This is a genomic window from Streptomyces sp. NPDC006174 (assembly GCF_040614075.1).
Taxonomy (GTDB): Bacteria; Actinomycetota; Actinomycetes; order Streptomycetales; family Streptomycetaceae; genus Streptomyces.
The window spans coordinates 24,412-47,853 of the sequence record NZ_JBEXTJ010000003.1 but is presented as its reverse complement, the minus strand read 5'-3'; the positions used below and the strand labels follow the sequence as shown (position 1 = coordinate 47,853).

Genomic DNA, 23,442 nt, shown 5'->3' with positions numbered 1-23,442 from the left:
CGTTGGTCGGCAGTGGCAGCCAACCACGCAACGCAACCCACCCCGAACGCGACCGCGCACATCACCGCGCCCTACGGCCCGTTCGCCGACGCACTCAAGATCGCCGAGTTCGGCACCGTCTGCGCCTCGGCCCCGGCCCAGTCCGGCGTGCTCACCGAGGCCGACGACACCGGCCTGACCCTTCGCACCCACGACTGGGAGACCGCCGTCTGCGTCCCCGCCCCACCGCGACCGTCACTCGGGCCGGAGTGCCTGTGTCTGAACCTCCGGCCGGTGACCTCTCGATCTACTGGGCGGTGGCGTTGGTGACAGCGAGGCGGCCGACGCCGAACATGATGAGCAGCGTTCCGGCGAAGACGGCGGGGAACGCCAGGGTGTTGCAGAGGGAGTCGACGTTCGTCCAGAACCACACGATGGGGTTGATGCCGGGGGAGGTGCCCGCGGGCTTGGTGTAGTGGTACTGGTCCATGCCCGCGCCGGCGGTCGTGCAGAGCACTCCGGCCAGCACGAACCCGAGCGATGCGCGTCGCTGATGCCGCTCGTGGTCGGAGAGGAAGCGCTTCTGGGCGACCGCGGGTCCCCCGGGTGCGAGGTCGAGTTCCTTCTGTGCGACCCAGTCGGCGGCGGCCTTGGCCTGGATCGACTCGGCGGCGTCGAAGTGGTGACGCTGGGCTGAGCTGTAGCAATCGGCCTCGTCGCACAGCAGGCGGCCGGTCGTCGTCACCGATCCGTCGGGATGCTCGGTGGTGTCGATGTCCGGCTCGGTGCGACCGGCGTAGGCGCAGGTGGACGTCGCCTTGCGGACACCTTCGCGCACGGCTGTCTCCAGCGCGGCGCGGCCGTCCGGCTGGTCGGCGAGCTGCTCGGCGCTCCAGCGCTGGCGGTCGGTGTGCACCGTGTACCAGCGGTCTATCGGCGGCGTGGTGAGGGTGACGGGCACGTTCAGCGGCATGTGATCAGCCACTCTTTCTGGTGGTGGCCGTACGGGCGAGCCTGGCGAGGCGCTCCAAACCGGCGTCGGTGAGCACGCAGCCGTCCGGGCGGGCGCAGGAGATGACGACGCGCGGGCCGGGCGGCTGGAACAGCTCAGGCTGCCCCGCGCACACGGAAGTTCTTCCGCTGCCGACGCGTCTTCGCCCGTCCAGACCGGCACGCATCCCTCGGTCGACTGGGACACGATCGGGCTCCTCATGCTCTCCCGGCCGTCGGCCTTCAAATGCTCCACCAGCGAGATGGCCGTGCTGGAGACCGCTGCCTCCTTGGTGTCCCGCTGCCCGGTGCAGCTTGGTGAGGTGATCCGGGCCGTGGACGAGAGCGAACTGCGGCTGATCCTGCGGGCTCTGGACGAGGTCGCGCACGGCGAGGGCTGACCCGCTCCCGCCGTACGGCAATGGTGCTGGATACGGGGGTGGATACGGCTGTGAGCAGCGGATATCCACCCCGGCAGCCGGTCTCGTACGTACTTGTTTATGTACGTACCCACGTATGTGGGTACGTGGTTTGGCCGGTGCCCGCCGGTCGCTTCACGCCGGGCGGCGGCGGGAGGCGTGGCGGACGATCTGCGCGGCGACCAGCGGATCCTTGACGGGCAGCGGCCGTACCTGCAGAGGGTTACCGGGCGCCGGAGCGGCTCCGCCGCGCGGCAGCAGGAGCATCTCCTCGGCGACGCCGCTGATCCAGCCCTCCGGGCCGGGCCGCCCCCGGAGCTGGCGTACGACCGCCGGCGAGGCCGGTGGCTTACGCCTCCTCGTCCTCGTCGCCTTCGAAGAAGTCCGCGATCTCATCGACCGCTTCAGCGGCAACCATGCCGCCGACCACCCCGACGGCCAGACCGGCCGCGCCTGCGGCGACGACGGTGCCCATGCCGGGCCCGGACCGGTGCCCGCCCCCGTGAGCCCCATTATGATCATGGTGGGCGTGGTGGCTGTGCTCGTCTTTGTGGGCGTAGGAGCCATGGATGTCGCTGTGCCCGTAAGGCTGGTCGGAAAAGCCGGCATTGTGTGTCTCGACGAGTTGGCTGATCCAGGAGCCGACGACAGCGTTCCAGTCGCTGCGAGCGGTGTCCGTGTGGCTGACCCGGTGCCGACTCAGGGCGTCGTGGCCGCCGGAGAACAGGCCGCCGCGCTTGTCGGCCTCCAGTACGACCTCCATCCCGGCTGGATCGGCCAGGAAGGTCACCTCGATCTCGTTGACCTGGTGGGCGTAGTGCGGGGGCGGGGCGAGTTCGATCTCCTGGTAGAACGGCAGCTGCTGACCGCTACCGCGGATACCGCCGAGCTCGAGGTCGGCGGCCGTGAAGCCGAAGCCGAGCTGCCCCAACGCCTCCAGGACCGCCTCCTGCACCGGCGGGGACCGACCGTCAGCGGGTCGAGGTCTCCCTTGTCCTTGGAACCCTTGACCGCGAGCTCGGTACGTACGCCCAGGACGATGCCGAGCGACTGTCCGTAGAGCTCGGTGACGGGTGTCTCCCACGGGAGCGTGATCGCGAACGGCACCGTCCGCTGCTTGCCCTCGGTCAGACGGAAGCCACCGCCCACACTGAATCGCTCGAAGACGACCGCACCGTCGTGCTCACCGTCCGCGTGCTCGGCTTCCATGCGGGCCAGCAGCTCCAGGGTGATGTGCTCGATGTCGAAGTCGGCCTGGCCGCCGCTCAGGCGAACTTCTCCCGCCAGGGTTCCGCCGGGCAGCGCGGCTCCGGAGCGAGGACCGTGTCCACGGACGGGCCGCCGACACCCATCGAGCCGAGCAGTCGCTTGAACACCATTGGGTCGTACTCTCCTTTGTCTTGCGTGTGAGCGGTGAGATGAATGTGCTTCCGTAGGAGTGCGGTGCCGCGGCAAAGGCCCTGTCCGCGGCACCGCACCCTTCAGGGGGTATTACTTGGCCGCGTTCAGGGCGGCCAGGGCCTGCGCCCAGCCGACGTACTTCAGGTCCGCGAGATCAGCGACAGTTTCAATGCCGAACGCCTCCCTCAGCAGCTCACCCTGACGGTCGGAAACCCCCTTAAGCGCCGACACCGGCGCCGCCAGCACCTCGGGCACGCTCTTGTCCGCCCACGCCTTGTCCAGCACCTTGTCCAGATCGATCGAAGCCACGCTCGTTCCCCTCCTCAGGCCGCGCTCCCCACGAAGCGCGCACACATGCCAGGGCAGCACGCTTTCCGTTGCACCCCGCCTTTGTCTACAGGCGTGTAGAGCATAGGAGAACGAGGCGGACTCGAAGTGCATGGTCGGTAGTTTGGACACGAAAGTCCGAAAGGCGGCTGTCGGGCCAGCGCTCCCGTCGCCCAGGCAGGTCGGTCGCGACCAGGGCTGGCCTGGCCCGGTACACGGCCAGCAGGGATCGTTGTTCTACTGCCCCAGAACAAGACGATTTACCCAGTGCTACCGGCTTGAGTGCCTGTGTCTGAACCCCTGTTTTGGGTAGCCTGGAGCCCTAATCTGGGTCGGTGTCGAAGGGCGCCGGGCGGGTTGGGGAGCGGAAGTGCAAGGGCTGCGGTGATCGGCTGAGGCCGGCAGCGCGGCCCGATGTGGTGTTCTGCTCGACGACGTGTCGTGCCAGGCGGTGGCGGGTGGAACGGCGGCTGCGGAGGCGGGTGGCGGCCGAGATCAGCGGCGCCGGGCGGGTCGAGTGCCCGGAGTGCGACCAGTGGTGGGTGGCCGGGGTGGATCGGCGTTCGAATGCCGTCTACTGCTCGCGGCGGTGCGTGATGAGGGCCTGGAGGGCTCGGACAGATTCGTTCGGCGAACGGTCACAGTGACCGTTGAGCGAACGACTCGGACGGTCGGAATCGGTCAACTCTGCACCATGAACTTCACGGTGGACAGCAGCTCGCCGGTCCGCGGGTGGCGGGCGGTGAGGTCCATCGCGGAGAACGCGCCATCGCGGATGCGCAGCGCCACTTGGTCGCGGTGGAGGACGTCGAGCACGTCGAGGATGTGGCCGGTGCCGCGTACGAGTCGGAACCCCTCGGAGATGTGCAGGGTGTCGCCCGGCCGCGCGTAGTCGAGGAGCGCGCGGAACTTCGGGCGCTGGAGCGGGTGGAGGCGGCGGGAGGTGCCCGGGTCCTCTTCGAAGACGAAGCGCGGCCCGCATGCCGACCTCGGCCGAGTTCTCGTCCTCGGGCACCAGCGAGACCACGGTGGCCGCCGCGGTCATCACGGCGGCGCGCGGGGCGACCTCCTTTACTGCCGCCCAGAGCGCAGCCACGTCCAGGTCCGTCGCCTGCTCCTCGACCAGCTCCAGTTCCTCGAACAACACCTTCGCCGCCCGCGCGAGCACCCGTGAGGCCTTCTCCAACTGCGGCAGCGTGGACAGCCGCTCCTTCTCCGTCTTGCGCTTCGCCGTGTTCAGCAGCCGGGTGGCCATGAGGACCTGGAACAGGTCCAGGGCCTCGTCGATCGCCTTCGCCTCCAGGTGCCGCATCACCGCGGTGAGCATCGCCGTGGGCTTCGGCTCCGCCGCCCGCTCCAGCAGCGGCGCCTTCGACCCCAGCGCGTAACTGGCCAGCGCCGCCATCCGGTTCGGCGGGATCTGCGACAACCTCAGCCGCCCGAGCCGGTACGCGCCGATCTCGTCCACCCGCTCCAGCGCGCGGGCGAACGCCGTGCCCGTCGTCCGCGTCGGTGGCCGGCGCAGCCGCTCCAGCTCCGAGAACCGTGAGCCCTCCGGCGTCTTGCGCCCTAATTCTCAGTACGGGTGCACAGGTGACCCGCCGGGCAGGCCCCGCAGCCCTTCTTGTCGACGGCACCGGACTCCAGCACCGCAGCGAACAGCTCCCTGGCGTGCGCAGCGCCGTTCACTTCCTCGCGCTCACCGAACTCCTCGGGATCGGGCTCCTGCAGCTGGGACCGGCACATCCGCAGGTACAACACGGCCCCCGCGACCTCGGCGGGCAGTTCTTCCCAGATGCTGTCCGGGAAGCAGGTCTGCGCGATGACTGCGTCAGGGTCTCCCTGGAACCGCCACGGGTCTCCGGGAGTTTCGGGCCCCTGGGCAAGGCAGTCAAGCCCTACCGCGACGCACTCGTCTAGGACGGCAGCATCCCGCTGGCCCAGTGCGCGAGAAGGGCATGGGACAACGCGGTCGTACGAGGAGGCAGCTCGTACGACCGGCGCACGACCCTGCCGACCGGGACAGCAGCCGCAGGTGCCGACGGTGCGCGTACGGAAGGAGATCGGCTTGGTCGTCCCTCCGCCTCCCAGGGCGGGTTCCGCCTTTACACCGAGAACGACGACACGCGGCTCGTGGTCATTCGCCGGATGAGGCCGCTCGGCTTCGGGCGACCACGATGGTCACCGCGCCCCGCCGCAGGTTGGAACGCGCCTCTTACGAATCTTGGAGTCGGAGGCCCAGTTCTCCGCTGTACAGGCACAAACCGGCCGCACCGGTTGCAGGGATGGACATGGGGTCTCAGCCTGTGTTCCGGCTCTGGTTCTTGCTTCGGTCCTGAGCCGAGCTGTGGTCGTGGTCCTGGTTTGATCCTCGCCGTCCGCGTGTCACCGCCAGCACGCCTCCGACGACGGCGATCAACGCGATGGCCAGGGCGATACTGACCCAGCCGTCGGTGTCCCAGTACACATCCTCAAGGCTGATCAGCAAGGCCGCCTCATCGATGATCAGGGCCATGCCCACGCCGTAGGCGAGCCCCATCCAGGCACGCGCGCGGGCTGAACGTTGCACGAGACCTGCCACGCCCACGACCGCGAGCAGCAGGATTCCCCACACGTAGTGGTGAATATGAACACCGCCGGCCTGTACGTCTCCCACTCCGGCCACGTCGATGTGGATCAACCAGGTAAGCAGGCGCATACCGCCGAAGGTGAGGGCGAATCCCCACCACGCGAGGACGAAGCCGCGGCGTTCGGAGGAGATGTCGGGCAGCAGGCGCAGCCACGGCGACCGGTGAGCCGTGCGGCTGGACGGTGCCTGGGAAGCGGTGTGCAAGGGTTGAGGGCTACCAGAGGTGTCGGCGGGAAGGGACGGTTCTGATGAATCCGCTGGCTTCATGAGGTCTCTTCCGCGAATGTCTGGATCAGCCGAGCTACGGCGTCTGGCGCGCTGTAGTGCGCGGCGTGCGCGGCGTCTGGTACCTCGGTGGTGCGCCCGTCGGTGACCAGCCGTGCTACGCGTCGGGTCCATGCCTCGGAGGCGATGGTGTCATTGGCTCCGCGTACGACGAGCGTCGGCACGCCGACCCGGGCCAGGTGGCCCTCGAATGCCTCGTCGGCGTCCTGTACAGCGTGGCGGAAGGATGCGGCGAAGCGCAGGGGGCCGGTCGATAGGTAGTCCGCCGCGGCCACTTTGAGGAGGGAGGGCGGTTCCCGGAGCGCGTCCGCGAGCAGCTGGCCGCTCTGGCGCCAGGCGGACGCCCCGGGAGTGAGCGCCGGACCTAGCAGTACGAGCCGGTGGATCAGATTCGCGTGGCGGGCGACGAGGGCCGCAGCCACTTGGCAACCGACCGAGTTGGCCACCAGCATGCTCGGTCTCGGTACGAGCCGCCGGTGCCAGTCGGCGAGGGCATCGGCGGTCTGCACCACGTCGGGCATCCGGCGCATGGTGGTACGTGATCGCGCGTTGCCCGGCAGGTCCGGGACGAGCACGGTGGCCCCACTCGCCGCGAGCCGTCGCGCCAGCGGCCTGAAATAGCGTCCGGACAAGCCGAGTCCGTGCACCAGCACCACCGCGGGAGCACCCGCACACGGCGGGGGGCCGAGGATACGAGTGAAAAGATCGGCATGGGTGTGCTGTTCCATCTGTTTACTATCTCCCTTCGGCAGTGCCGGGCCCGGGGCAGGGCCTCGTAGCCGGGGTTCACCACCGGGGCCAGGCCGATGTCGCGATCCGACCGAGCAGGCGACCGCGGAGGTGGACAGGTCCTGCATCTGGGTCATGCCGTCCCCGAGGTGAGCGAACGCCGCCTACGGCCGTAGCGCCTTCGTAGGCGACTTCCTTGGGTCTTCGCCCATGGAGTCATCAAGGGTTCTCGGTGCTTGGTCGCCTGATGCGATTCGTTGCCACCACGTTCGGAGGAGGATCCGGGGCATCTGCGCGATCGAAAGGGTGAGAGCCGGCCGGACCTTCCCGCACCAGCCGCCGACACCTCGCTCACCGACCCCGCCCCCAGCCCCGCGCTCTCCCCGGCAGACCTGGCCGCTGGACGGCCGGATCGTCGGCATCGTCGCCGACGCGCACGCCGACCCTGCTGGGTGTGATGGCCGACGCCGTCGGGGTCTGGTGCCCCGACACAAGCGTCACCGGAGACGTACGCGCCCCGACCGTCCGGATAAACGGATGGCCGGGGGCGAGCGTGACCGTCAGGATGCTCCGCATGACCTTGCGCACGCCCGAGCTGCATACCGCCCGCCTGCGACTGCGGCGGTTCACCGACGCTGACGCGGCGCCGCTCTATGCGCTGCACAGCAGCGCCCGCGTGTTGCGCTACTGGGACTCCCCGCCGTGGACCGAACCGGCCCGTGCCCAGCGCTTCATCGCGACCTGCCGGACGATCGAGGAGAAAGGCACGGGAGCACGGGTGGCCGTCGACCGCGTCTTTGACGGCGCGTTTATCGGCTGGTGCGGCCTGACCAGCTGGAACGCGGACTTCCGCAGCGCGTCCCTGGGCTACGTCTTCGACGCCGCCGCGTGGGGCCACGGCTACGCCACGGAGAGCGCGCACGCCGTCCTGCGGTGGGCGTTCGACACTCTGGACCTGAACCGCGTCCAGGCCGAGACCGACACCCGCAACGTTGCCTCCGCCCGGGTCCTGGAGAAGCTCGGCTTCGTCCGCGAAGGCACTCTCCGCGAGGACTGCGTCGTCAACGGCGACGTCTCCGACTCCTGGGTCTTCGGCCTCCTCCGCCGCGAGTGGCAACCGACGACCACGCCGACGGTCGGCCGCTAGCTTGAGTCTGTCGGGGATCTTGGGCCGGTCGAGGTCAAGTGCCCAGGGTTCGCCAGGACTTCAGGCGAGGGATCTCGCCCTGGGGGCAGGTGACCTGCTGCTTGTCGTAGTCGATGGAAGTCGTCCCGGGCAAAGCCCTCGTCGCGGCGGTGCTGGCGGGTGGGGTTGCTCTTCAGCGGACCGGAGACGGTGACCTGGTGCTCACGGGCAGCTTGTTCCAGGTGGGACAGGGAGGTGTAGCCGGCGTCGACCAGGTGCTCGGCGGGAAGCAGGCCGCGACGAGCCAGGCGGGTGTGGATGCCGGGCAGGACCTGGCTGTCGTGGGTGGTGGCCGCGGTGGTGGCGACATCCGTGATCACGTTGGGGCCGTCGGGGGCACAGGTCTCGGTCAGATGAGCGGCGAACCCCTTCCAGCTGATGTGTCCGTGCCTCGCGTAGCGAGCCGAGGTGTCGTAGGGCAAGACGATCGCCCGCGACGACGGCGGCAGACCCGCCCCGCCTTCCTTCTCGGCGGTGCGCCAGCGCAGCTGTCCCGCGGCATCACGGCGATAGTTCTGCACCATGATCTGTCGCAATGCCTGGATGCGAGGACCGAACATGCGGTCCGATCCGTGCCGGTAGAGGTGCTCCAGAAGCCGGATGGCGTCGTTTCCGGCGGCAAGAATTCTGGTCATGGGCCTGGTGGGGTTCTTCCCCAGGCGGACCGGCCGGCCGTAGCGCAGCCCCCAGTCCTCGTCGACCAGTTCGTCCAGCAGGTGAGGAGAGGGACCGGCGACCTCTTCGAGTGCGGCGCGGACCGCCTCGGTGATCAGCTCCAGTCGGGTCAGGTCGCGTACCGTGGCCAGGACGTGGGTGGAGTCGGTGCGCTGGGTGGTGCGCTCGCGCACCAGGCCGGCCTCCTTCAGGCGGGCCAACGCAAGGTCGAGGAGGCGGTCGGCACGGCCATCCTCGGCGAGACGATCGTGGAAGTCGCCCAGCACACTGTGGTGGAAGCCGGGATCGTCCAGCTCCATGGCATCTCACCTTCACCGACGCCCCGCTCTACCTGCCGCCGGTACCCGGGGTGGTCGGTTCCCTGGGCCGCACGGAGGGTCACCGCATCACCGCCGCCGCCTCGCTCTCGTTCCTCGGCGCTACGCTCCGACGCGCCCCGACCGACCTGCCCACCGCCCTCGCGACCCACGGAGAGGTGACGGTCCACCGGCCGAAGCCGCACGCCGTCCCCCGGGAAACTCACTGATCGTCGGCAAACCGATGGGCCGGCAGGTCGTCAGAGCGTGCGCTTTCGCCCTTCGCCCAGGGGCGGAGCGGCCTCCGGTTCCTCAGCAGATGAGCCCGGACCCCGGTGCCACGTCGAGGATGCCGGTGATGCGTTCGTATCTCTGCACGCGCGCGGCCACGGACTGCGGGTTGCCGCCGTCGCACTCCAGGGCTCCGTTGAGCGAACGGATCGTCTCACCGAACCCGGCGCCGCCGACCATCGCCTCGTGCGAGGTCATGGTGCCGGGGCCGTTCTGGGTGTTCCAGTACCAGAGCGCGGTCCGCCAGGCGACGGACGGATCCCGCTCGACCAGCCACGGATCGTTCAGCAGGTCGAGCCCGAGGGCGTCACCGGCTGCCTTGTAGTTGAAGTTCCAGCTGAACATGATTGGGCCCCGCCCGTAGTATGCCTCCCGCCCCGCCGGGCAGCCGAAGGGCTGGGTGTCGTCGCACTTGCGCCAGTAGTTGGCCTCGTTGATCTCCTTGACGTACTTCAGCCCCACCGACTCGAAGTCCGCGTGCGTCAGGAAGGCGGCCGCCTCCCTGGCTCGGGTCTGCGGCGTCCCGGTGTTGGCGAAGCCCGGGTAGGCGTGCAGCGCGTCGATCAGGCCCTGGTAGGTGTAGAAGGGGTGTCGGTCCGGGAAGATCTCGTCGAACCGCTCCGGGCTGACGACGAAGTCGGAGACCCCTCCGGTGCAGGCGCCCCGGTCGGACCAGGCGGACCCGGCACCCGGATTCTCGTTGCGTGACCACCACTTCGCGGTCCAGTTGCGTCCGTGGTGCGAAACGGTGTTCCCGGCGCGGTAGTCGACCGAGGCGCTGTGGAGCGGGGCGCACGGCTCGGCGCCGGGTGAGGCGGCCGACGCGGCGGGGGTCGCTGTCAAGAAGCCGGCGGCGAGCGCGGCCAGGGCCGCCGGTACGGTCAGGAACCTCTTGATGCGATGCAGGACTGCTCACTCCTTCGGCGCGGCGCACCGGGTACCCGGCAGGCCGAGAGGGTGGACCACCACCCAAGCGTGATTGGTCTGGACCTGTCAAGGCGGCCCCCCTGTGTGTCTCGTCAGGAGTTCTCCGTGCCTGTCCGTCCCTGCCGACGGTGTTCATCGCCCGTGCACGTGAACTCGGAGCTGTCGGCCGCCCGGTGGCTGCCGGGCGGACACATACGCGGACCACGCTCACCCAGGACCTGACAGCCGCTCGAAGAGGAGACTTGCGTGACTCGCTTCACCATCGTCCGGGCGCTTGCGCTGACCGTGACGTCGGCCCTCGCGACTGCGACTCTGGCAGCGCCTGCCCATGCCAGTGCCAACGCCCATGGTCGTGCCGTCAGCGATCTTCCGGCCGTCGCGCCTCGCGCGGAGACGCAGGTGCTGCACGACGACGAAGCTGGCGGCAACGCCGACGCGGACGACCCCGCGATCTGGCGGAACACCGCCGCGCCGGGTCGCAGCCTCGTCATCGCGACCGCCAAGGAGGGCGGTCTGCGCGTCTACGACCTGAAGGCCCGGACAATCCAGTCCCTGTCCGCGCCGCCGGCCGCCGGACCCGACGATGCCCCTGGCCGCTTCAACAATGTTGACCTCGTACGCGGCCTGAGGCTCTCCTCGGTCCGGGCCGACCTGGCCGTCGTCAGCGACCGGGGCCACGACCGGCTGCGCTTCTACCGCATCGACCGTGACCGCGTCGGCGGCCCGCTGACCGACGTGACCGATCCCGCCGCGCCGCCCGTGTTCTCGAAGAACCAGGCCGAGATCAACGACCAGCGGACCGCATACGGTCTCGCGACCTGGACGGATCCCACGTCCGGCAAGTCCTTCGCCCTGGTCAGCCGTCGCGAGCGAACCAGCATCACGCTGTTGGAACTGCGTCCGACGAGGGCCGGAAGGATCACGTACCGCACGGTGCGGACCTTGAACCTTCCCTCCACGTTCCGGCTGCCCAACGGCACCTCGTGGTCTCCCTGCGGCGAACCCGGCGAACTCCCGCAGGTCGAAGGCATGGTTGTCGACCCCGTCAACGGCACCCTCTACGCCGGTCAGGAGAACGTCGGGATCTGGCGCCTGCGCGCGGACCTGACCGGCGGCCGGCCGAAACTGATCGACAAGGTCCGTGAGTACGGTGTCCCGGGGGTCTATGACGAGGAGACCGAGGAGTGTACGCCGGGACACGACCCCGGCTACGGCGGGTCCAAGCTCTCCGCTGACGTCGAGGGCCTGACGCTGGTCACCGAGTCCGGCGGCGGCGGTCACCTGCTCGCCTCCAGCCAGGGCGACAACACCTTCGCCGCGTACGACCGGCAGGTGAAGGACGACAACCCGTACGAGGGCGGGTTCCGTGTCGCGCCCGCGAACAGCAGGCTTGACGGCTCCGAGGAGTGCGACGGCGCCGCCGCGCTCAACGCCCCCCTCGGTTCGCAGTATCCGAACGGTCTGCTCGTCGTGCAGGACGGCCACGACGCACCGGGCGAGAGCGACCGCTCCGCGACCAACTTCAAGTTCGTCGACCTCGGCACGGTCATGGGTGCACTGAACGACTGACGGTGCCGGAATCCGGGCTCCCCGGCAGCCATCACCACGCTCACCTCCTCACCCGGCAGGTCGTCGGGCCTGGCCGTGTGCCCCTGTTACGGCGGCTTTGGCCGCGATCTGCGCCAGGACTCCGGTGGGTGGTTCGCAGAGGTTCAGGGCGTGGGCGGTGAACGAGACGGTGATCGCGCCGCGCCCTCGCCGTACCACCGAGCTGCGCCGCCGCCTGCTCCTGCTGTCCGTACGGAGTCACTGGCATCTGTTCTGGTCCACCCCGGCGGGCCGTACGCCTGCGGCGCGGGTGGAGCTGCGGCAGCGAGCCGCTGACGGCCGCCGGGCCCGGGGCGCGACCTGAGGTTCGACGGCACCCTGTCGGACCGGCAGGAAGCGATCATGCGCGTCATCCGGTTCTGGATCGTCGAGCACGGGCAGGCCCCGACCCTCCGGCAGATCGGTGAGCGGGTCGGCCTCTCCTCCACCAGTTCCGTTGCCTACCAGCTGGGCCGCCTCGAAGGGTGGGGACTGATCACGCAGACCGGCCGGGGATGGAAGGCCCGCTACCTGGGGAGCCCGAAGCCGCCTCGGCGCGGACTGCGGAGCCGCTGAGGCCCTGGACCGGGGTGGTCCAGGGCCTCTTGGAACTCTTACTCCACCAGGTCGTTACGCGCACGAGCAATCTTGTTGATCAGGCTGCGGACCTCCGCAGCCGGCGCATCGATGTCTGTTTCACCGTGATCAGCGGCTTCACAGCCTGATGAGAACAGGGGTACCGGCGACACATACTCGACCACGGCTCTGTACGTGGTGGCGTCGATGCGGCCTTCGAGCACCGCCAGCCGCAAGGCGAGCAGTTCGGCACCCTTGTGGCATCCAGCCCAGCCAGCGCAGACGCGCCGGGCAGCGCTCTCGGCGTCGGATTGATGGCACTGGAACAACCTCACTAAATGTGAGGAGTTTCGGCATCGTAGCGCCGGAGCTTTGCGTACTCCTCACTGGCCCAGATCCCTTCGGGCACATCGCGCCGATAGGGACAGCTCTCGCAGGGACGCTGCGAAGGAGGGCGAAGTGACGAGGACATGTAGCCATTCTGTCGCAGGGTCATGATCGGGGACCTGCTCCCTTTAGCCGAGATTCAGAACCTCATCGTCCGCGTGCGTGCCGAACTCGACGACGCGCACCTCCGCGATCTGCTCGTACCGGCTGATCCGGTCGGTCCACTCCGCGTCGACACCGAACGCCACCTGCGCGAAGCCAACCCGACCGACGGCCTCGGCCAAGCCCGGATCACCAGGGGCCAGCAGCCGCACCGGCGCGTCAAGCGCCACAGTGTGCGGCGGCACGAAGTACTCGTCCGGCACAACGGTGCGTGCATGGACGAGCGCGCCGACAGCGACAACCGAGCCAGCGCCCAACCGTGCGCACTGCAGAACCGTCGCCGTGGTCGCCACATAGACGCACCTGCCGACCTCGCAGCCCAGCAGAGTGGCATGCGGCCCCACGAAGACGTGGTCGCCGACAAGCACCGGCTGATCGCCGGCGACCGCAGACCCGCGCAGCACCGCGTTCTCGCAGATCACCGCCGCCTCCCCGACCTCGATCCGAGACCCCTCGGCATCGAGCACCGCACCGTACATCACCCGCGCCCGCGGCCCCACGCGGACATCACCGACCAGCGTGGCCGTCGGGGCGACGTAGGCGGTGGGATGGACCTGCGGTTCATGCCCGCGATGCCGGATACGGATTCCCTGCGCTTCAGCGATCATGAGCGGATTCTCGCCCGACCGACCGCGAGCATGCTGGCGGTTTTCAGACATCACGTTCACCGAGACCTGTGCCACCCGCGATCTGAGGCACTACAGGGCGAACGTTGGCTGATGCGGCACTAGCCTGCTAAAGGCCACGGCCGTGGCGATCAGTATGTCGAGGTCTACCCCCAACACGGCATGGGAAAAGCGGGACGGCCACCAGGGCGGCATCGGCGTGCAGAGACACGGGCGTGGCGTGGTTGAGGGGAGAGCGAAGGCAGGAGAGCATGCTTGCTGCGGCTCTGCCCGCGTGGAACTGATGCGAGGAGAAGAAGGCCAAAGGGCCTTCCCCCTCCCGTAGGCATGAAGCCGCTACTTCGCACTGTCTTGTGAGGCGCCTTCCTTTGAATGCGGCTCTACGGCGCCCCGGCCGCGTGTTCGGTCTATCTCGCGCCATTCCGGCCGCAGTCCAGCCAGGTTCGTGGTGAGGAAGTACGCGGCGCCACAGGTGAGCAGCACCGGCACAAGTCCGACAGCGGTCACCGCCGCCCCGGCGATCAGCCCGCCGAGTGGGATACCAGCCCAGGACAGTGAGTCGCCGAGGGCGTTGACCCGGCCCAGCATCGGGCGTGGCACCCGCTCGACGAGGACGGCCCCCAGCACGGGGTTGACGAAGCCGGCGCCGAACCCGCTGACCGCGAAGACGGCGAGTACCACTCCCAGCGGGGCATCGAAGACGAGGACCAGGAACCTCGGTGCCCCGGCCAGCAGGAACCCGGTGAGAACCACCGTCCGCCGCCGCAGCCGGTGCGCGACCATCGCGGCGATCAGGCTCCCGCCGACCGCTGCGGCCCCCATCATGCTGCCTATCAAGCCGATCGCGGCCGGCCCGTTGCCGGACTCCCTGGCCCAGACCGGTACGAGCACCGAGGTGAAGGCTGCATCCAGCAGGTTGGTGATGCCGACCATGACGATGACGGTGAGCAGCAGTGGCTCGCCGCGCAGGAAGGTGAAGCCCTCGCCGAATCGCCGCCAGTAGCCCGGTTCCGTCTTCCCGGCCGGAGCGGGGGCTTGCTCGGGCGTGTGCCCGAGGCCGCGAGGCAGCGCGAGCTTGATGATCACCGATCCGAGGGCGAAGCAGCCCGCGTTGAGGGCGAGTGCGGTCAGGGGGCCGAGCAGCGCCACCAGCGATCCGCCGACTGCCAGGCCGATGGTGGAGGCGAGGCGCTCGATCACGCCGGACAGACCCATGGCGCGCTCCAGCGGCACCCGGCCGCGCTCAGCTGCTTCCGGGACCATGACCTCCTTGGCCAGATCGCCGGGACCCCGGGCCGCGCCAATCAATGCGACCAGGACCAGAAGAAGGGGAAAGGAGAGCAGGTCCAGAGCGTGGAGGAGGGGGACGGCGGCGGCGGCGGTCGCGCTGGCCAGATCGGTGGTCCAGGAAACGGTCCGCGAGCCGATCCGGTCCACCAGTGGTCCGGTGAACGCCTTGACCACCACGTAGGGAGTCATCTCGCAGAAGGCGACCAGTCCGGTCTGGGTGGCGCTGCCAGTGGTGACGAGGACGAACCAGGGCAGTGCCACAACGGAGATCCGCGTCCCGGTCAGCGACACGGCCATGGCCGCCAGCACGCCGCCCAGCGGCCGTAAGGACCTCTTGCCGGGTATGCCATCGGCCTCCAAGGCGTCCTTGGTCATGATGTCGGGCCGCCTTCCGGTTCTTGATGGTCGGAAGGGGGCGACGATGCGGCAGGGGTATCCAATTCGGGCATGACGTGCGTGATCACGACGACCCGCTCGGCTCTCTCGGGGGCACTCGTCACAGTCTCTGGCGTGTCTCGCCGGTAGCGCGCGATGACTTCCGTCAACTCCCGGTACAGGACGACGGTTTCCTCGGGTGTGAGCCGCAAGGCCCAGTCGCTCATGTCGAAGGTGCCGCGCCATGCGCTGGGCATCGTCTGCAGCCCGTTCAGGGCCTGTTGCGTGCGCAGGGTGTAGGTGGCCGCGACGGACTGCAGGTAGGCCAGTGCGGCTTCCGGCTCCCGCTCGGCCAGCTCGGGATCGTTGAACCAGATCGTCCGGTGAACCGAACGCCACCAGCGCTCTCGTGCGTTGCCGCGCTCGGTGTCCTCCTCGACGAAACCGGCCGCGCCAAGCTGACGGAGGTGGTAGCTGGCCGTACCGGAATTCACGCCCAGCCGCTCAGCCAGGCGGGTAGCCGTCGACGGGCCGTACTTCCGCAGCAACCCGACCAACTGCACGCGCACCGGATGCGCCAAGGCACGCAGTCCCTTGGCATCCAGGACAACCGAGTCCTCTTCATCGTTCGGGCCATCCGGCCTCTTCATTGCATCAGCCATGTGACACACGTTAGACCGCAAAGGTTTCTTCGCAAAGAGATGTTCGCGAAGAATTCTTCGCGGTCAACGCCACGGCTGTGTAACACTGAGTGCCGCTGCGATCCTGTTCTGTTAGAGGGGCTGCTCAAGCGGCCGTGATGGCAGCGGCCGGTCCGACCGTGCCTGGCCCGTAGCGCCGGTTGATGGCGTCAAGGATCGGCTCGACACCCACTCGCGCTTCGCGTACAGGATCGAAGGTCAGCTGCGTTGGAGCCTGCGCGCTGTCGACGGCCTCAGCGGTCAGCGAAAGCCGCCTGATCCGGGCGCGCTGCAGTCCGAAGGCATCCAGGACCGCGTAGACGGCCTGGCGCACATCATCGGTGTGCGCGGAGGCCGCTGGCAGGACCCGGCTCTTCGCCAGTTCGCGCCGGTCGACCGTGCGGACCGTGACGGTGATCGTGCGCGTGGCTTGTCCGCGGGAGCGGAGCCGGGCGGCGACCTCTGTGGCCAGCCGCAGCGCGGTGGCACGCAGGCCGGGCCCGTCGAGGACATCGCTGGGGAAGTCCGCCCGCGCGCTGGTCGACGACATCACGCGGCCGGCTGCGACGGGACGGCGGTCGATACCACGGGCGCGTTCTTGGAGAGCCGTCCCCGGTCGGCCGAGGATCCGCGTCACCGTGGCGGTGGGCAGCTCGGCGAGCCGGCCGACGGTGTCCACGCCCAGCTGCCGGAGCTGGATCACCTGGGCGCCGCGGATTCCGTACAGGTCGTCAATCGCCCGCGGGCCGAGGAACATGTCGACCTCTGCTGGCCTCACCTGCAGCAGTCCCTTGGCTCCGGCATGGGTGGCGGCCATGGCCGCCACTGACCAGGACGGGCCGATCCCCACAGCCGTGTCCAGGCCGTACAGGGCGAGGGCCTGGATCCGGACCCGGTGCGCAAGGTCGACCGGGTCGGCGTCGAACAGCCGCAGCGCGCCGGACATCTCCGCGATCGCAGCCGAGGGAGGCAGTGCCTGGAAGACGGGTGTGAACCGACCGAGTACCTCCATCAGCTCCGGCAGCCCGTCTCGACGGTGAAGCCGGATGTGGAATAGCACCTGCTCCTTACGCCCGCCACCCCCTTCCCGCGACCACCAGTTCAGGAGGACCTGCGCTCGCGAACCCGCTGTTGTCCCAGACCGGGAGGGCACCAGGAGCGGTGGGTTCCCTGCCGGAGGCATGCAGGAATCGACTAACCCACTGGATTCGGGTGGGTCCGGCGCCGGCGGAGCACTGGACGCCGTGGAGGGCGAGCAGGCGCAGCCGGAGCACGGCGACCAGGCCCTCAACGTCGCGGCCCCAGTACGACAGGGCGCCGGTGAGGTCGACGTACGCGGACCAGTCGGCTGGCAGAGGTTCGACGCGGGAGCTGAGGCCGTCGATGACGGCGAGGAGTTGCCCGTACAGCTCCTCGGTCCGTTCGGCGGGGTGGAAGTGGATGCGTAGGATCGCGCGCGGCCGTGGCCGGCTGCTGGTGTTCATCCCGGGCTCCCGGGGCTGCGGTGTCCGAAGCGGGTGAGGTCGGCCGATCGGGTTCCGACGGGTTGGAGGTCACTCCAGGGGTGCAGGCGCGCGCCTGCGGTGCCATCGGGGATCGTCCGCCCTGGCGAGGGCTGAGCGGGGGTCGATGCGGCGGCTTGACCGAGGAGGTCGAGAACGGCCTGGGGGCCGTGGGTCGCGCGGGCGGTGGCGAGTTCGTCGAGGTCCCAGGCCATCTCGCTGACGACGGTGCGCCGGGGGCCGCGGGCTTCGACGGTGCCGCGTACGAGGAGCAGGCCGTGGTGGAAGACGGTGTGCGCGCACCGCTCGTGGGAGTCCTCGAAGAACGCCAAGTCGACCAGACCGGAGCCGTCTTCGAGGGTGACGAAGATGATCCGCTTGCCCGAGGCGATCGGTGGGGTCTGGGTGGAGGCGCGGACGCCGGCGACCAGGACGCGCTGCCCGGGGTGCATCGCGCGCAGGTGCTTGGCGTCGGTGGCGCCGATCTCGCGGAGCAGCCGGTGGTGGTCTTCCATGAGGTGCCGGGAGACGTCGATCTTGAGGACGCCGAGCTCGGCGTCGAGCCGTTCGCGGGTGGTCATCTCCCGCAGCCCGGACGGCTCGGCCATCTCAAAGCCGACGGTGAGCGGGAGCTGCCCGGCCCCAGGGCGGGTGCGGGCCTGGCGGTGGAGCTCGGCCGCCTGCAGCAGCAGGTCCCGCCGTGTTGCCACGCCCTTGATCTGGTCGAGGGCGCCGATGCTGATGAGGCGCTCGACGGTAGGGAGTTTCGGGTGGGCGCGGGCGTAGAAGTCCTGGAGGGAGGTGTAGGGCTGGCCTGCGGTGATCCGGGCGACTTCGTCGTCGGAGATGCCGTGCACCGTGGACAGGGAGATCCGCACACCCCAACCCGAGCCGGTCCGCTCGACCGCGTACTGCGCCGTCGAGTTGTTGATGTCGACGGGCAGGATAGGGACGTCGTGGTGGCGGGCGTCTGCGACGATGACGCGGGCCGGCCACATGCCTGGGTCGTGCTCCAGTAGTCCGGCGTACAGGGCGGCGGGGTGGTGGGCCTTGAGCCAGGCGGACTGGAGCGCGGGTACGGCGAAAGCGACGGCGTGGGCCCGGCAGAATCCGTACGCGCCGAACGAGGCGACGACGTCCCAGACTTCGTCCAGCACCTTCGGGCTGTATCCGCGGGCGCCAGCCTGCTGCCGGAACCATGTCTCGACCTTCGGCAGGCGTTCCTTATTGCTGAGGGCGCGGCGGGCGACTTCGCCGAGGGCGCGGTCGCAGCCGGTCATGACCGCGAGGATGTCGATGATCTGCTCGTGCCAGATCGTCACCCCGTACGTATCGCGCAGGACCGGTTCCAGGTCTGCGTGCGGGAAGGTGGGTGCGGCGCCGTGGCGGGCGGCGATGTAGAGAGCGGGCATCCCACCTTGCACCGGGCCCGGGCGGAACAGTGAGATGTCCGCAATGACGTCCTGCGGACCTCGGGGCTGGAGTCGCCCGACCAGGTCCTGCTGGCCCGGCGACTCCAGCTGGAACATGCCCACCGTGTCCGAGGCCTGGATGAGGGCGAACGCGAACCGGTCGTCGAGCGGTACGTGGTCGGGGTTGTCGAGGTCGATCGCCCTCCCGGTCGTACGGCGGATCTCGGTGACGGCGTGCGCCATCGCCGACTGCATCCGTACTCCGAGCACGTCGAGCTTGAGCAGGCCCAGGTCCTCGACGTCCTCCTTGTCGGCCTGGAGCATCGGGTACTCGCCGCCGGGGGTGGGCTGGACCGGTAGCCGGTCCAGGAGGCTGGTGTTGGAGAGGATCACGCCGCACGGGTGCATCGCGATCCCGCGCGGCAGCGCGTCCAGGCCCTCGGCGATCTCCCACAACGGCCCGTACCGCCCCGCATCGGCCGCCAGCTCCCGCAGCTCCGGCAGCTCCGCGAGCGCGGAGCGGATGTCGCACGCCCGGATGTGCGGGAACGACTTCGCGATCCGGTCCACCGTGGCCGGCGCGATCCCGAGGGCGAGGCCGGTGTCCCGCAGGGCGTGCCGGGCCCGGTAGGTCTCGGGCATCCCGGTGACCGCGACCCGCTCCCGCCCGAACCGGTCGATGATCCGGTCGTAGACCTCCAGCCGGCGCGCGGACTCGACGTCGATGTCGATGTCCGGCAGCGAGGCCCGGCGCTCGGACAGGAACCGCTCGAAGAGCAAGTTGTGCTCCAGCGGGTTCGCGGTGGCCACGAACAGGCTGTGGTTGACCATGGATCCAGCTCCGGAGCCACGGGCGGCGACCCGGATGGGCTTCAGGCCCCCGCCTCTGTGGCTGCCAGGGGGGGGGGGGGGGGGGGGGGTGGAAGAGGGTTTGGGGGCACCTGAGTCGCCGGTTTGCCCTGCAACAGGCGGTCCGCAGCGCCCGCCGCCGCACGGGAAGCCACCCCGTCCGCTCGCGCCGCCCCCGTGAACGCCGATGATCACCGGTGCGACCAGGCTGTTTCCCCGTCTGGCAATCCTGGATCCGTGGGATCAGGGACTTGCAAATTGGTAACCAATGGGTTACCAATTTGGGGTGGACCCGTTCATCGCGCTGGCCGACCCCGTACGTCGTGATCTGTTGCGCGCACTCGCCTCCGGCCCGGCCCGGGTGGTAGACCTCGCGGCACGGCACCCCATCAGCCGGCCCGCGGTGAGCAAGCATCTGCGACTGCTCACCGAGGCAGGGCTGGCCACCGTCGAGGACCACGGTCGCGAGCGCCACTACGCGCTCGCCCGCCCGGGTCTCGCCCCGGTCCGCGCCCTGCTCGACGAGCTTGCCGGGCGCCGCCCTCCGATCCCCGAGCGCGCCTTCGACGCCCTCGACCTGGAGGTCCGCAGGACCGTCCACGACCGCCGGGCCGGCACCGACGCCGCTCCCGGCACCGGAAGATCTCAGGAGGAATCAGCATGACCAGCACTCCCACCGGGCGTCGCATGACCATCGACGGTTTGGACAGCATCGCCTTCGACCGCACCTTCCGGGCCGGCATCGAGGACGTCTGGGCGGCGGTCACCGAACCGGACCGTCTGGCCCGCTGGATCGGCGAATGGACCGGCGACCCGTCGACCGGCTCGGTCGACTTCCGGATGCTCTACGAAGGCGACGAGCACCAGGCCGAGGTCTTCACCATCCAGGAGTGTCAGGCCCCCCGCCGTCTGGTCCTCACATCGCAGGTGCCCGGCCAGAAGATTCTCTGGCATATGACTCTTACGCTCGCCGAGCACGAGGGCACCACCACGCTCACCTTCGCGCAATCCGTCGGCGACGACCCGGCGATGGCGGGCGGAGTCGGCCCTGGCTGGGACTACTACCTCGACCGGCTCGTCGTCGCCGAGACCGGCGGTGACCCGGCATCCGTCGACTTCGGCGACTACCACCCGGTCCACGCACAGCACTACCTCGACATGTTCAGCTGAGTTCGACGAGTCGCCACGTATCAGTCGGAGGTTGTCAGGTGGCCGGCGGTCGCCCAAGAGGGAGAGCGTCCTGCTGCTTGCCCTGCCCCAAGCGCCCGGCCGGCGCACGCTCATGCCAGGTCGTTGGGTGCGAGGTCCGGGCGTAGCCGGTGCCAGGAGGGATGGCGCAGGCGTCCGGCCCGGGTGCGGGAGGTGTAGCGGACCTCGCCGACGAGCCGGGGGAGTACCCACCGGGCCCCGGCCACTGGTGGAACCTGTGCGAAGGGGCAGGGGTCGCTGGCCGCGGCGTGGAGGAGTTCGGCGAGGCGGATGCGTTCGGCCTGGCTCCAGCCGGTGCCGACACTGCCCGCGTAGTGCAGCAGCCCATCGCGCCGCTCACCGACCAGAACCGCACCGGGCAGACCCGTCAGCCGGCCCCGTCCGGGAACCCACCCGCCGATCACGACATCGGCGAACCGGTGCAACTTGATCTTCACCCAGCTCTTCGACCGTGCCCCGGGCTCGTACCGGGAGGTAAGCCGTTTCGCGATCAGCCCCTCCAGCCCGGCCTCCCGGGCCATCTCCCACGCCTCGGCCCCGTGCCCGGTGATCGCCGCAGGTGTCGACCAGGCGGGCCCGGCCGCCCCGAGACCTTCCAGCACTTCCCGCCGCTCCTCGTACGGCAGCTTGGTCAGGAGCCGGCCGTCGAGATGCACGACGTCGAAGAGCATCAGGTGCGCAGGCACCTTGGTTGCCATCCGCGCGGCCCTCGCCGGAGCGCTGACGAGGCCCATCCTCTGCTGGAGACGCCCGAAGTCGCTGCGGCCCTGCTCGTCGAGCACGACGATCTCCCCGTCCAGCACGGCGCTCCGTGTCCCTAGGGAGCCGGCGAGGGGAAGGAGTTCGGGGTAGGCAGCGGTGATGTCCGTACCGGAACGAGCGCGTACGAGGACGGTGCCGTTGCCCGGCAGGTAGACCATGGCCCGCTGCCCGTCCTGCTTCACCTCGAACGCCCACCGGTTTTCCACCCCCGTCGACGGCAGGGGTCCGGGGACTGCGAGCATCGGCTCGATCCTCGGCAGCACGGCACCACCAACAGGAAGAGGGTCAGGAGGCACTGCGCTTCTTCGCGGCCGTCTTCTTCGACGACGTCTTCCTGGACGTCGTGGACTTCTTCGTCGCGGCCGCTTTCTTCGCCGGAGTCTTCTTGGCGGTCTTCTTCGACGGACGCAACTCGTGCACGGTAGCGTCCTCGCCGTCGTCGCCCCGCGATTCCTTCGCGGCCTTGACGGAGGCGTTCAGGGCGGCCATCAGGTCCACGACCTCGCCCTTCTCCTTCCCCTCGCCTTCGGCCGGGGTCGGGAGGGGCTTGCCCTCGGCCTTCGCCGCGATGATGTTCTCCAGGGCCTCGCGGTACTCGTCGTGGAAGCCGGACAGGTCCTCGATCGTCATCCGCTCGGCCAGCTGCAGGGCCTGCTCGATCTCCTGCTCTCCGACGTCGACCTCGCGCGGGGCGAGCTCGTCGGGGTTGCGGACCTCGTCCGGCCACTTCATGGAGTGCAGCACGATCGCCCCTTCGCGGATCCGCAGCAGGCCCAGGCGCTCACGGCCGTGCCACGCGAACTTTGCCACCGCCACCTTCGAGGACCGCTCCAGCGCCTTGCGCAACAGGGTGTAGGGCTTGGCGGCTACCTGCCCGTCGGCGGCCAGGTAATAGGAGTCGCTGATGCGGACCGGATCGATCGTGTCGGCGTCGACGAACGCGGCGATCTCGATCGCCTTCGCAGTCGGCAGCGGCATCTGCTCCAGTTCCTCGTCCGTCACCGCGACCGTCTGATCCTTCGCGATCTCGTAACCCTTGCCGATCTCATCCTGGGAAACGACCTCCCCGTCGAGCTCGCAGACCTTCCTCGTCCGCACCCGGCCCATGTCCGCAAGGTGCACCCGGTGGAAGTGGACGTCGTGGTCCTCGGTTGCGGACACGATCTTCACCGGGATCGTGACCAGCCCGAAACTGATCGCACCTGCCCACAACGGTCGCGGCATCTCTTCCACCTCCAGGGCCCCTGCGCCGCTGCTCGGCGAGGGAAAGCCGGGGAACCCCGGTCGAAGCACCCGGGCTGCTACGTCGTACTCCCGATCCTCACGCGGTGCAGGGTGGCCCGCATCTTCGCCCCAGTGCCGACAGCGGATGACCTGCCTACGTCCCGGCGCCCAGGTGAGCGGCCGGGCAGCGGAGGCGTTCCTGCGGTGAACCTTCTCGCCCGCCGGGTGACCCCGGGGGCCGCGGCTACACCGCTGGAGGGCGGGGCCGGTACGCAGCGGTGGTGGTCAAGGACACTGCGCGCGGATTCAGCGCACTCTCCTCGTCCTCGTTCCTCTCCTCTCGGCTCCCGTCGCGCAGGCCGCCGCCGCACCCGAGGTGACGCCGCCGGCCGACGCGGTCGGTCTGGTGAAGGGCACGGAGGAGGACTGCACCGGCTACACCCGCACCAGTTCAAGCACTGGAACAGTGGCGACGACGCAGGCGACGGGTGCAACACCTGCGCCGAGGTCCTCATCGCCGAGGCGGTCGTCGCGCCGACGGTGGAGGTAGGCCGCTGGAAACCTACTTTCGGCCATGCGCGATCTGGCGTCCGACAGCCGCCAGGACCAGCTGCTCTGCGTAGCCTCGGATCTTCTCCGGCGGGTGAGGACATGGGAACCAGCCCTG

At 69.4% G+C, this 23,442-nt stretch carries 24 protein-coding genes and 6 pseudogenes; 9 read left to right on the top strand and 21 right to left on the bottom strand.

The genetic code is table 11. From position 1 onward, the window contains the following. Positions 1-286 precede the first annotated feature (286 nt). Together ABZ267_RS07875 and ABZ267_RS07870 are read right to left on the bottom strand one after the other, a co-directional pair. A complete protein-coding gene (locus ABZ267_RS07875) occupies positions 287-952 on the bottom strand; it encodes a hypothetical protein (RefSeq protein ID WP_356750495.1) in 666 nt (221 codons plus the stop codon). A 4-nt stretch (positions 953-956) separates the two neighbouring features. After that, positions 957-1,106 carry a hypothetical protein gene (locus ABZ267_RS07870; protein ID WP_356750493.1) on the bottom strand — a complete coding sequence of 50 codons (150 nt, stop codon included), beginning with the start codon at positions 1,104-1,106 and terminating at the stop codon, positions 957-959. Positions 1,107-1,190: 84 nt separating this feature from the next. Here ABZ267_RS07870 and ABZ267_RS07865 point away from each other — a divergent pair, with 84 nt between their 5' ends. After that, positions 1,191-1,370: a hypothetical protein gene (locus ABZ267_RS07865; RefSeq protein WP_356750491.1), complete on the top strand. Its 180-nt coding sequence runs from the start codon at positions 1,191-1,193 to the stop codon at positions 1,368-1,370. Between the two features lie 153 nt (positions 1,371-1,523). Here the strand turns inward: ABZ267_RS07865 and ABZ267_RS07860 are convergent, their stop codons facing one another. The 5 genes and pseudogenes from ABZ267_RS07860 to ABZ267_RS07840 all read right to left on the bottom strand — a co-directional run. After that, positions 1,524-1,655 (bottom strand): hypothetical protein, encoded by a 132-nt coding sequence (locus ABZ267_RS07860; RefSeq protein WP_356750489.1) that lies wholly within the window; start codon positions 1,653-1,655, stop codon positions 1,524-1,526. Positions 1,656-1,737: 82 nt separating this feature from the next. After that, positions 1,738-2,767 (bottom strand): annotated as a pseudogene (locus ABZ267_RS07855) (sporulation protein). A gap of 112 nt (positions 2,768-2,879) precedes the next feature. After that, on the bottom strand, positions 2,880-3,098 hold the full coding sequence (locus ABZ267_RS07850) for a hypothetical protein (protein WP_356750487.1): 219 nt from the start codon (positions 3,096-3,098) through the stop codon (positions 2,880-2,882). A 699-nt stretch (positions 3,099-3,797) separates the two neighbouring features. Then, a pseudogene (locus ABZ267_RS07845) lies at positions 3,798-4,019 on the bottom strand (hypothetical protein); the annotation flags it as partial. Positions 4,020-4,083: 64 nt separating this feature from the next. Beyond that, a pseudogene (locus tag ABZ267_RS07840) lies at positions 4,084-4,680 on the bottom strand (Tn3 family transposase); the annotation flags it as partial. A gap of 471 nt (positions 4,681-5,151) precedes the next feature. Here ABZ267_RS07840 and ABZ267_RS07835 point away from each other — a divergent pair. Then, a pseudogene (locus tag ABZ267_RS07835) lies at positions 5,152-5,282 on the top strand (MerR family transcriptional regulator); the annotation flags it as partial. Between the two features lie 133 nt (positions 5,283-5,415). Here the strand turns inward: ABZ267_RS07835 and ABZ267_RS07830 are convergent. Beyond that, a complete protein-coding gene (locus ABZ267_RS07830; protein ID WP_356750485.1) occupies positions 5,416-5,949 on the bottom strand; it encodes a hypothetical protein in 534 nt (177 codons plus the stop codon). A gap of 59 nt (positions 5,950-6,008) precedes the next feature. After that, positions 6,009-6,758 (bottom strand): alpha/beta fold hydrolase, encoded by a 750-nt coding sequence (locus ABZ267_RS07825; protein WP_356750483.1) that lies wholly within the window; start codon positions 6,756-6,758, stop codon positions 6,009-6,011. Positions 6,759-7,333: 575 nt separating this feature from the next. On the opposite strand from ABZ267_RS07825, the gene ABZ267_RS07820 reads away from it, so the two are divergent. Next, positions 7,334-7,906, top strand: coding sequence for a GNAT family protein (locus ABZ267_RS07820; RefSeq protein ID WP_356750481.1), 573 nt, complete (start codon positions 7,334-7,336; stop codon positions 7,904-7,906). Here ABZ267_RS07820 and ABZ267_RS07815 read toward each other — a convergent pair. Both ABZ267_RS07815 and ABZ267_RS07810 read right to left on the bottom strand, forming a co-directional pair. Then, positions 7,903-8,919 carry a hypothetical protein gene (locus tag ABZ267_RS07815; protein ID WP_356750480.1) on the bottom strand — a complete coding sequence of 339 codons (1,017 nt, stop codon included), beginning with the start codon at positions 8,917-8,919 and terminating at the stop codon, positions 7,903-7,905. The genes ABZ267_RS07820 and ABZ267_RS07815 overlap by 4 nt on opposite strands. A 309-nt stretch (positions 8,920-9,228) precedes the next feature. Further along, on the bottom strand, positions 9,229-10,113 hold the full coding sequence (locus ABZ267_RS07810) for a glycoside hydrolase family 19 protein (RefSeq protein WP_356750813.1): 885 nt from the start codon (positions 10,111-10,113) through the stop codon (positions 9,229-9,231). A gap of 267 nt (positions 10,114-10,380) precedes the next feature. On the opposite strand from ABZ267_RS07810, the gene ABZ267_RS07805 reads away from it, so the two are divergent. The 3 genes from ABZ267_RS07805 (at position 10,381) to ABZ267_RS07795 (ending at position 12,297) form a co-directional block, all read left to right on the top strand. Continuing rightward, entirely contained in the window at positions 10,381-11,703 is a 1,323-nt protein-coding gene (locus ABZ267_RS07805) for a phytase (RefSeq protein WP_356750478.1), read from the top strand. Between the two features lie 124 nt (positions 11,704-11,827). Further along, a complete protein-coding gene (locus ABZ267_RS07800) occupies positions 11,828-12,046 on the top strand; it encodes a hypothetical protein (RefSeq protein ID WP_356750476.1) in 219 nt (72 codons plus the stop codon). Next, positions 12,043-12,297, top strand: coding sequence for a hypothetical protein (locus tag ABZ267_RS07795; protein ID WP_356750811.1), 255 nt, complete (start codon positions 12,043-12,045; stop codon positions 12,295-12,297). The genes ABZ267_RS07800 and ABZ267_RS07795 overlap by 4 nt, the downstream gene beginning before the upstream one ends. A gap of 38 nt (positions 12,298-12,335) precedes the next feature. On the opposite strand, the gene ABZ267_RS07790 is transcribed toward ABZ267_RS07795, so the two are convergent. The 8 genes and pseudogenes from ABZ267_RS07790 to ABZ267_RS07755 form a co-directional block, all read right to left on the bottom strand. After that, on the bottom strand, positions 12,336-12,632 hold the full coding sequence (locus ABZ267_RS07790) for a DUF6283 family protein (protein WP_356750474.1): 297 nt from the start codon (positions 12,630-12,632) through the stop codon (positions 12,336-12,338). Continuing rightward, on the bottom strand, positions 12,632-12,769 hold the full coding sequence (locus ABZ267_RS07785; RefSeq protein ID WP_356750809.1) for a DUF6283 family protein: 138 nt from the start codon (positions 12,767-12,769) through the stop codon (positions 12,632-12,634). The genes ABZ267_RS07790 and ABZ267_RS07785 overlap by 1 nt, the downstream gene beginning before the upstream one ends. Before the next feature lie 43 nt (positions 12,770-12,812). Beyond that, a complete protein-coding gene (locus tag ABZ267_RS07780) occupies positions 12,813-13,454 on the bottom strand; it encodes an acyltransferase (RefSeq protein WP_356750472.1) in 642 nt (213 codons plus the stop codon). A 354-nt stretch (positions 13,455-13,808) separates the two neighbouring features. Next, a complete protein-coding gene (locus tag ABZ267_RS07775) occupies positions 13,809-15,137 on the bottom strand; it encodes an MFS transporter (RefSeq protein WP_356750470.1) in 1,329 nt (442 codons plus the stop codon). Further along, complete coding sequence (locus ABZ267_RS07770) at positions 15,134-15,799, bottom strand: winged helix-turn-helix domain-containing protein (protein ID WP_356750468.1); 666 nt, start codon at positions 15,797-15,799, stop codon at positions 15,134-15,136. The genes ABZ267_RS07775 and ABZ267_RS07770 overlap by 4 nt, the downstream gene beginning before the upstream one ends. Positions 15,800-15,923: 124 nt before the next feature. After that, positions 15,924-16,829: a hypothetical protein gene (locus ABZ267_RS07765; RefSeq protein ID WP_356750466.1), complete on the bottom strand. Its 906-nt coding sequence runs from the start codon at positions 16,827-16,829 to the stop codon at positions 15,924-15,926. 55 nt (positions 16,830-16,884) lie between these two features. Then, positions 16,885-17,301 carry a hypothetical protein gene (locus tag ABZ267_RS07760; RefSeq protein ID WP_356750464.1) on the bottom strand — a complete coding sequence of 139 codons (417 nt, stop codon included), beginning with the start codon at positions 17,299-17,301 and terminating at the stop codon, positions 16,885-16,887. Continuing rightward, positions 17,298-19,598, bottom strand: a pseudogene (locus ABZ267_RS07755) (OB-fold nucleic acid binding domain-containing protein); the annotation flags it as partial. The gene ABZ267_RS07760 and the pseudogene ABZ267_RS07755, both read right to left, overlap by 4 nt. 268 nt (positions 19,599-19,866) lie before the next feature. Here ABZ267_RS07755 and ABZ267_RS07750 point away from each other — a divergent pair. Both ABZ267_RS07750 and ABZ267_RS07745 read left to right on the top strand, forming a co-directional pair. Next, on the top strand, positions 19,867-20,244 hold the full coding sequence (locus tag ABZ267_RS07750) for a metalloregulator ArsR/SmtB family transcription factor (RefSeq protein ID WP_356750462.1): 378 nt from the start codon (positions 19,867-19,869) through the stop codon (positions 20,242-20,244). Beyond that, positions 20,241-20,750: an SRPBCC family protein gene (locus ABZ267_RS07745; RefSeq protein ID WP_356750460.1), complete on the top strand. Its 510-nt coding sequence runs from the start codon at positions 20,241-20,243 to the stop codon at positions 20,748-20,750. Before ABZ267_RS07750 ends, ABZ267_RS07745 begins: the two co-directional genes overlap by 4 nt. Positions 20,751-20,860: 110 nt before the next feature. Here the strand turns inward: ABZ267_RS07745 and ligD are convergent, their stop codons facing one another. Beyond that, entirely contained in the window at positions 20,861-21,793 is a 933-nt protein-coding gene (gene ligD, locus ABZ267_RS07740; RefSeq protein WP_356750459.1) for a non-homologous end-joining DNA ligase, read from the bottom strand. 43 nt (positions 21,794-21,836) lie between these two features. Further along, the gene (locus ABZ267_RS07735; RefSeq protein ID WP_356750457.1) at positions 21,837-22,775 is read right to left on the bottom strand and encodes a Ku protein; all 939 of its coding nucleotides are present in this window, start codon (positions 22,773-22,775) and stop codon (positions 21,837-21,839) included. 281 nt (positions 22,776-23,056) lie between these two features. On the opposite strand from ABZ267_RS07735, the pseudogene ABZ267_RS07730 reads away from it, so the two are divergent. Further along, positions 23,057-23,318: pseudogene (locus ABZ267_RS07730) on the top strand (HNH endonuclease); the annotation flags it as partial. Between the last annotated feature and the right edge of the window lie 124 nt (positions 23,319-23,442).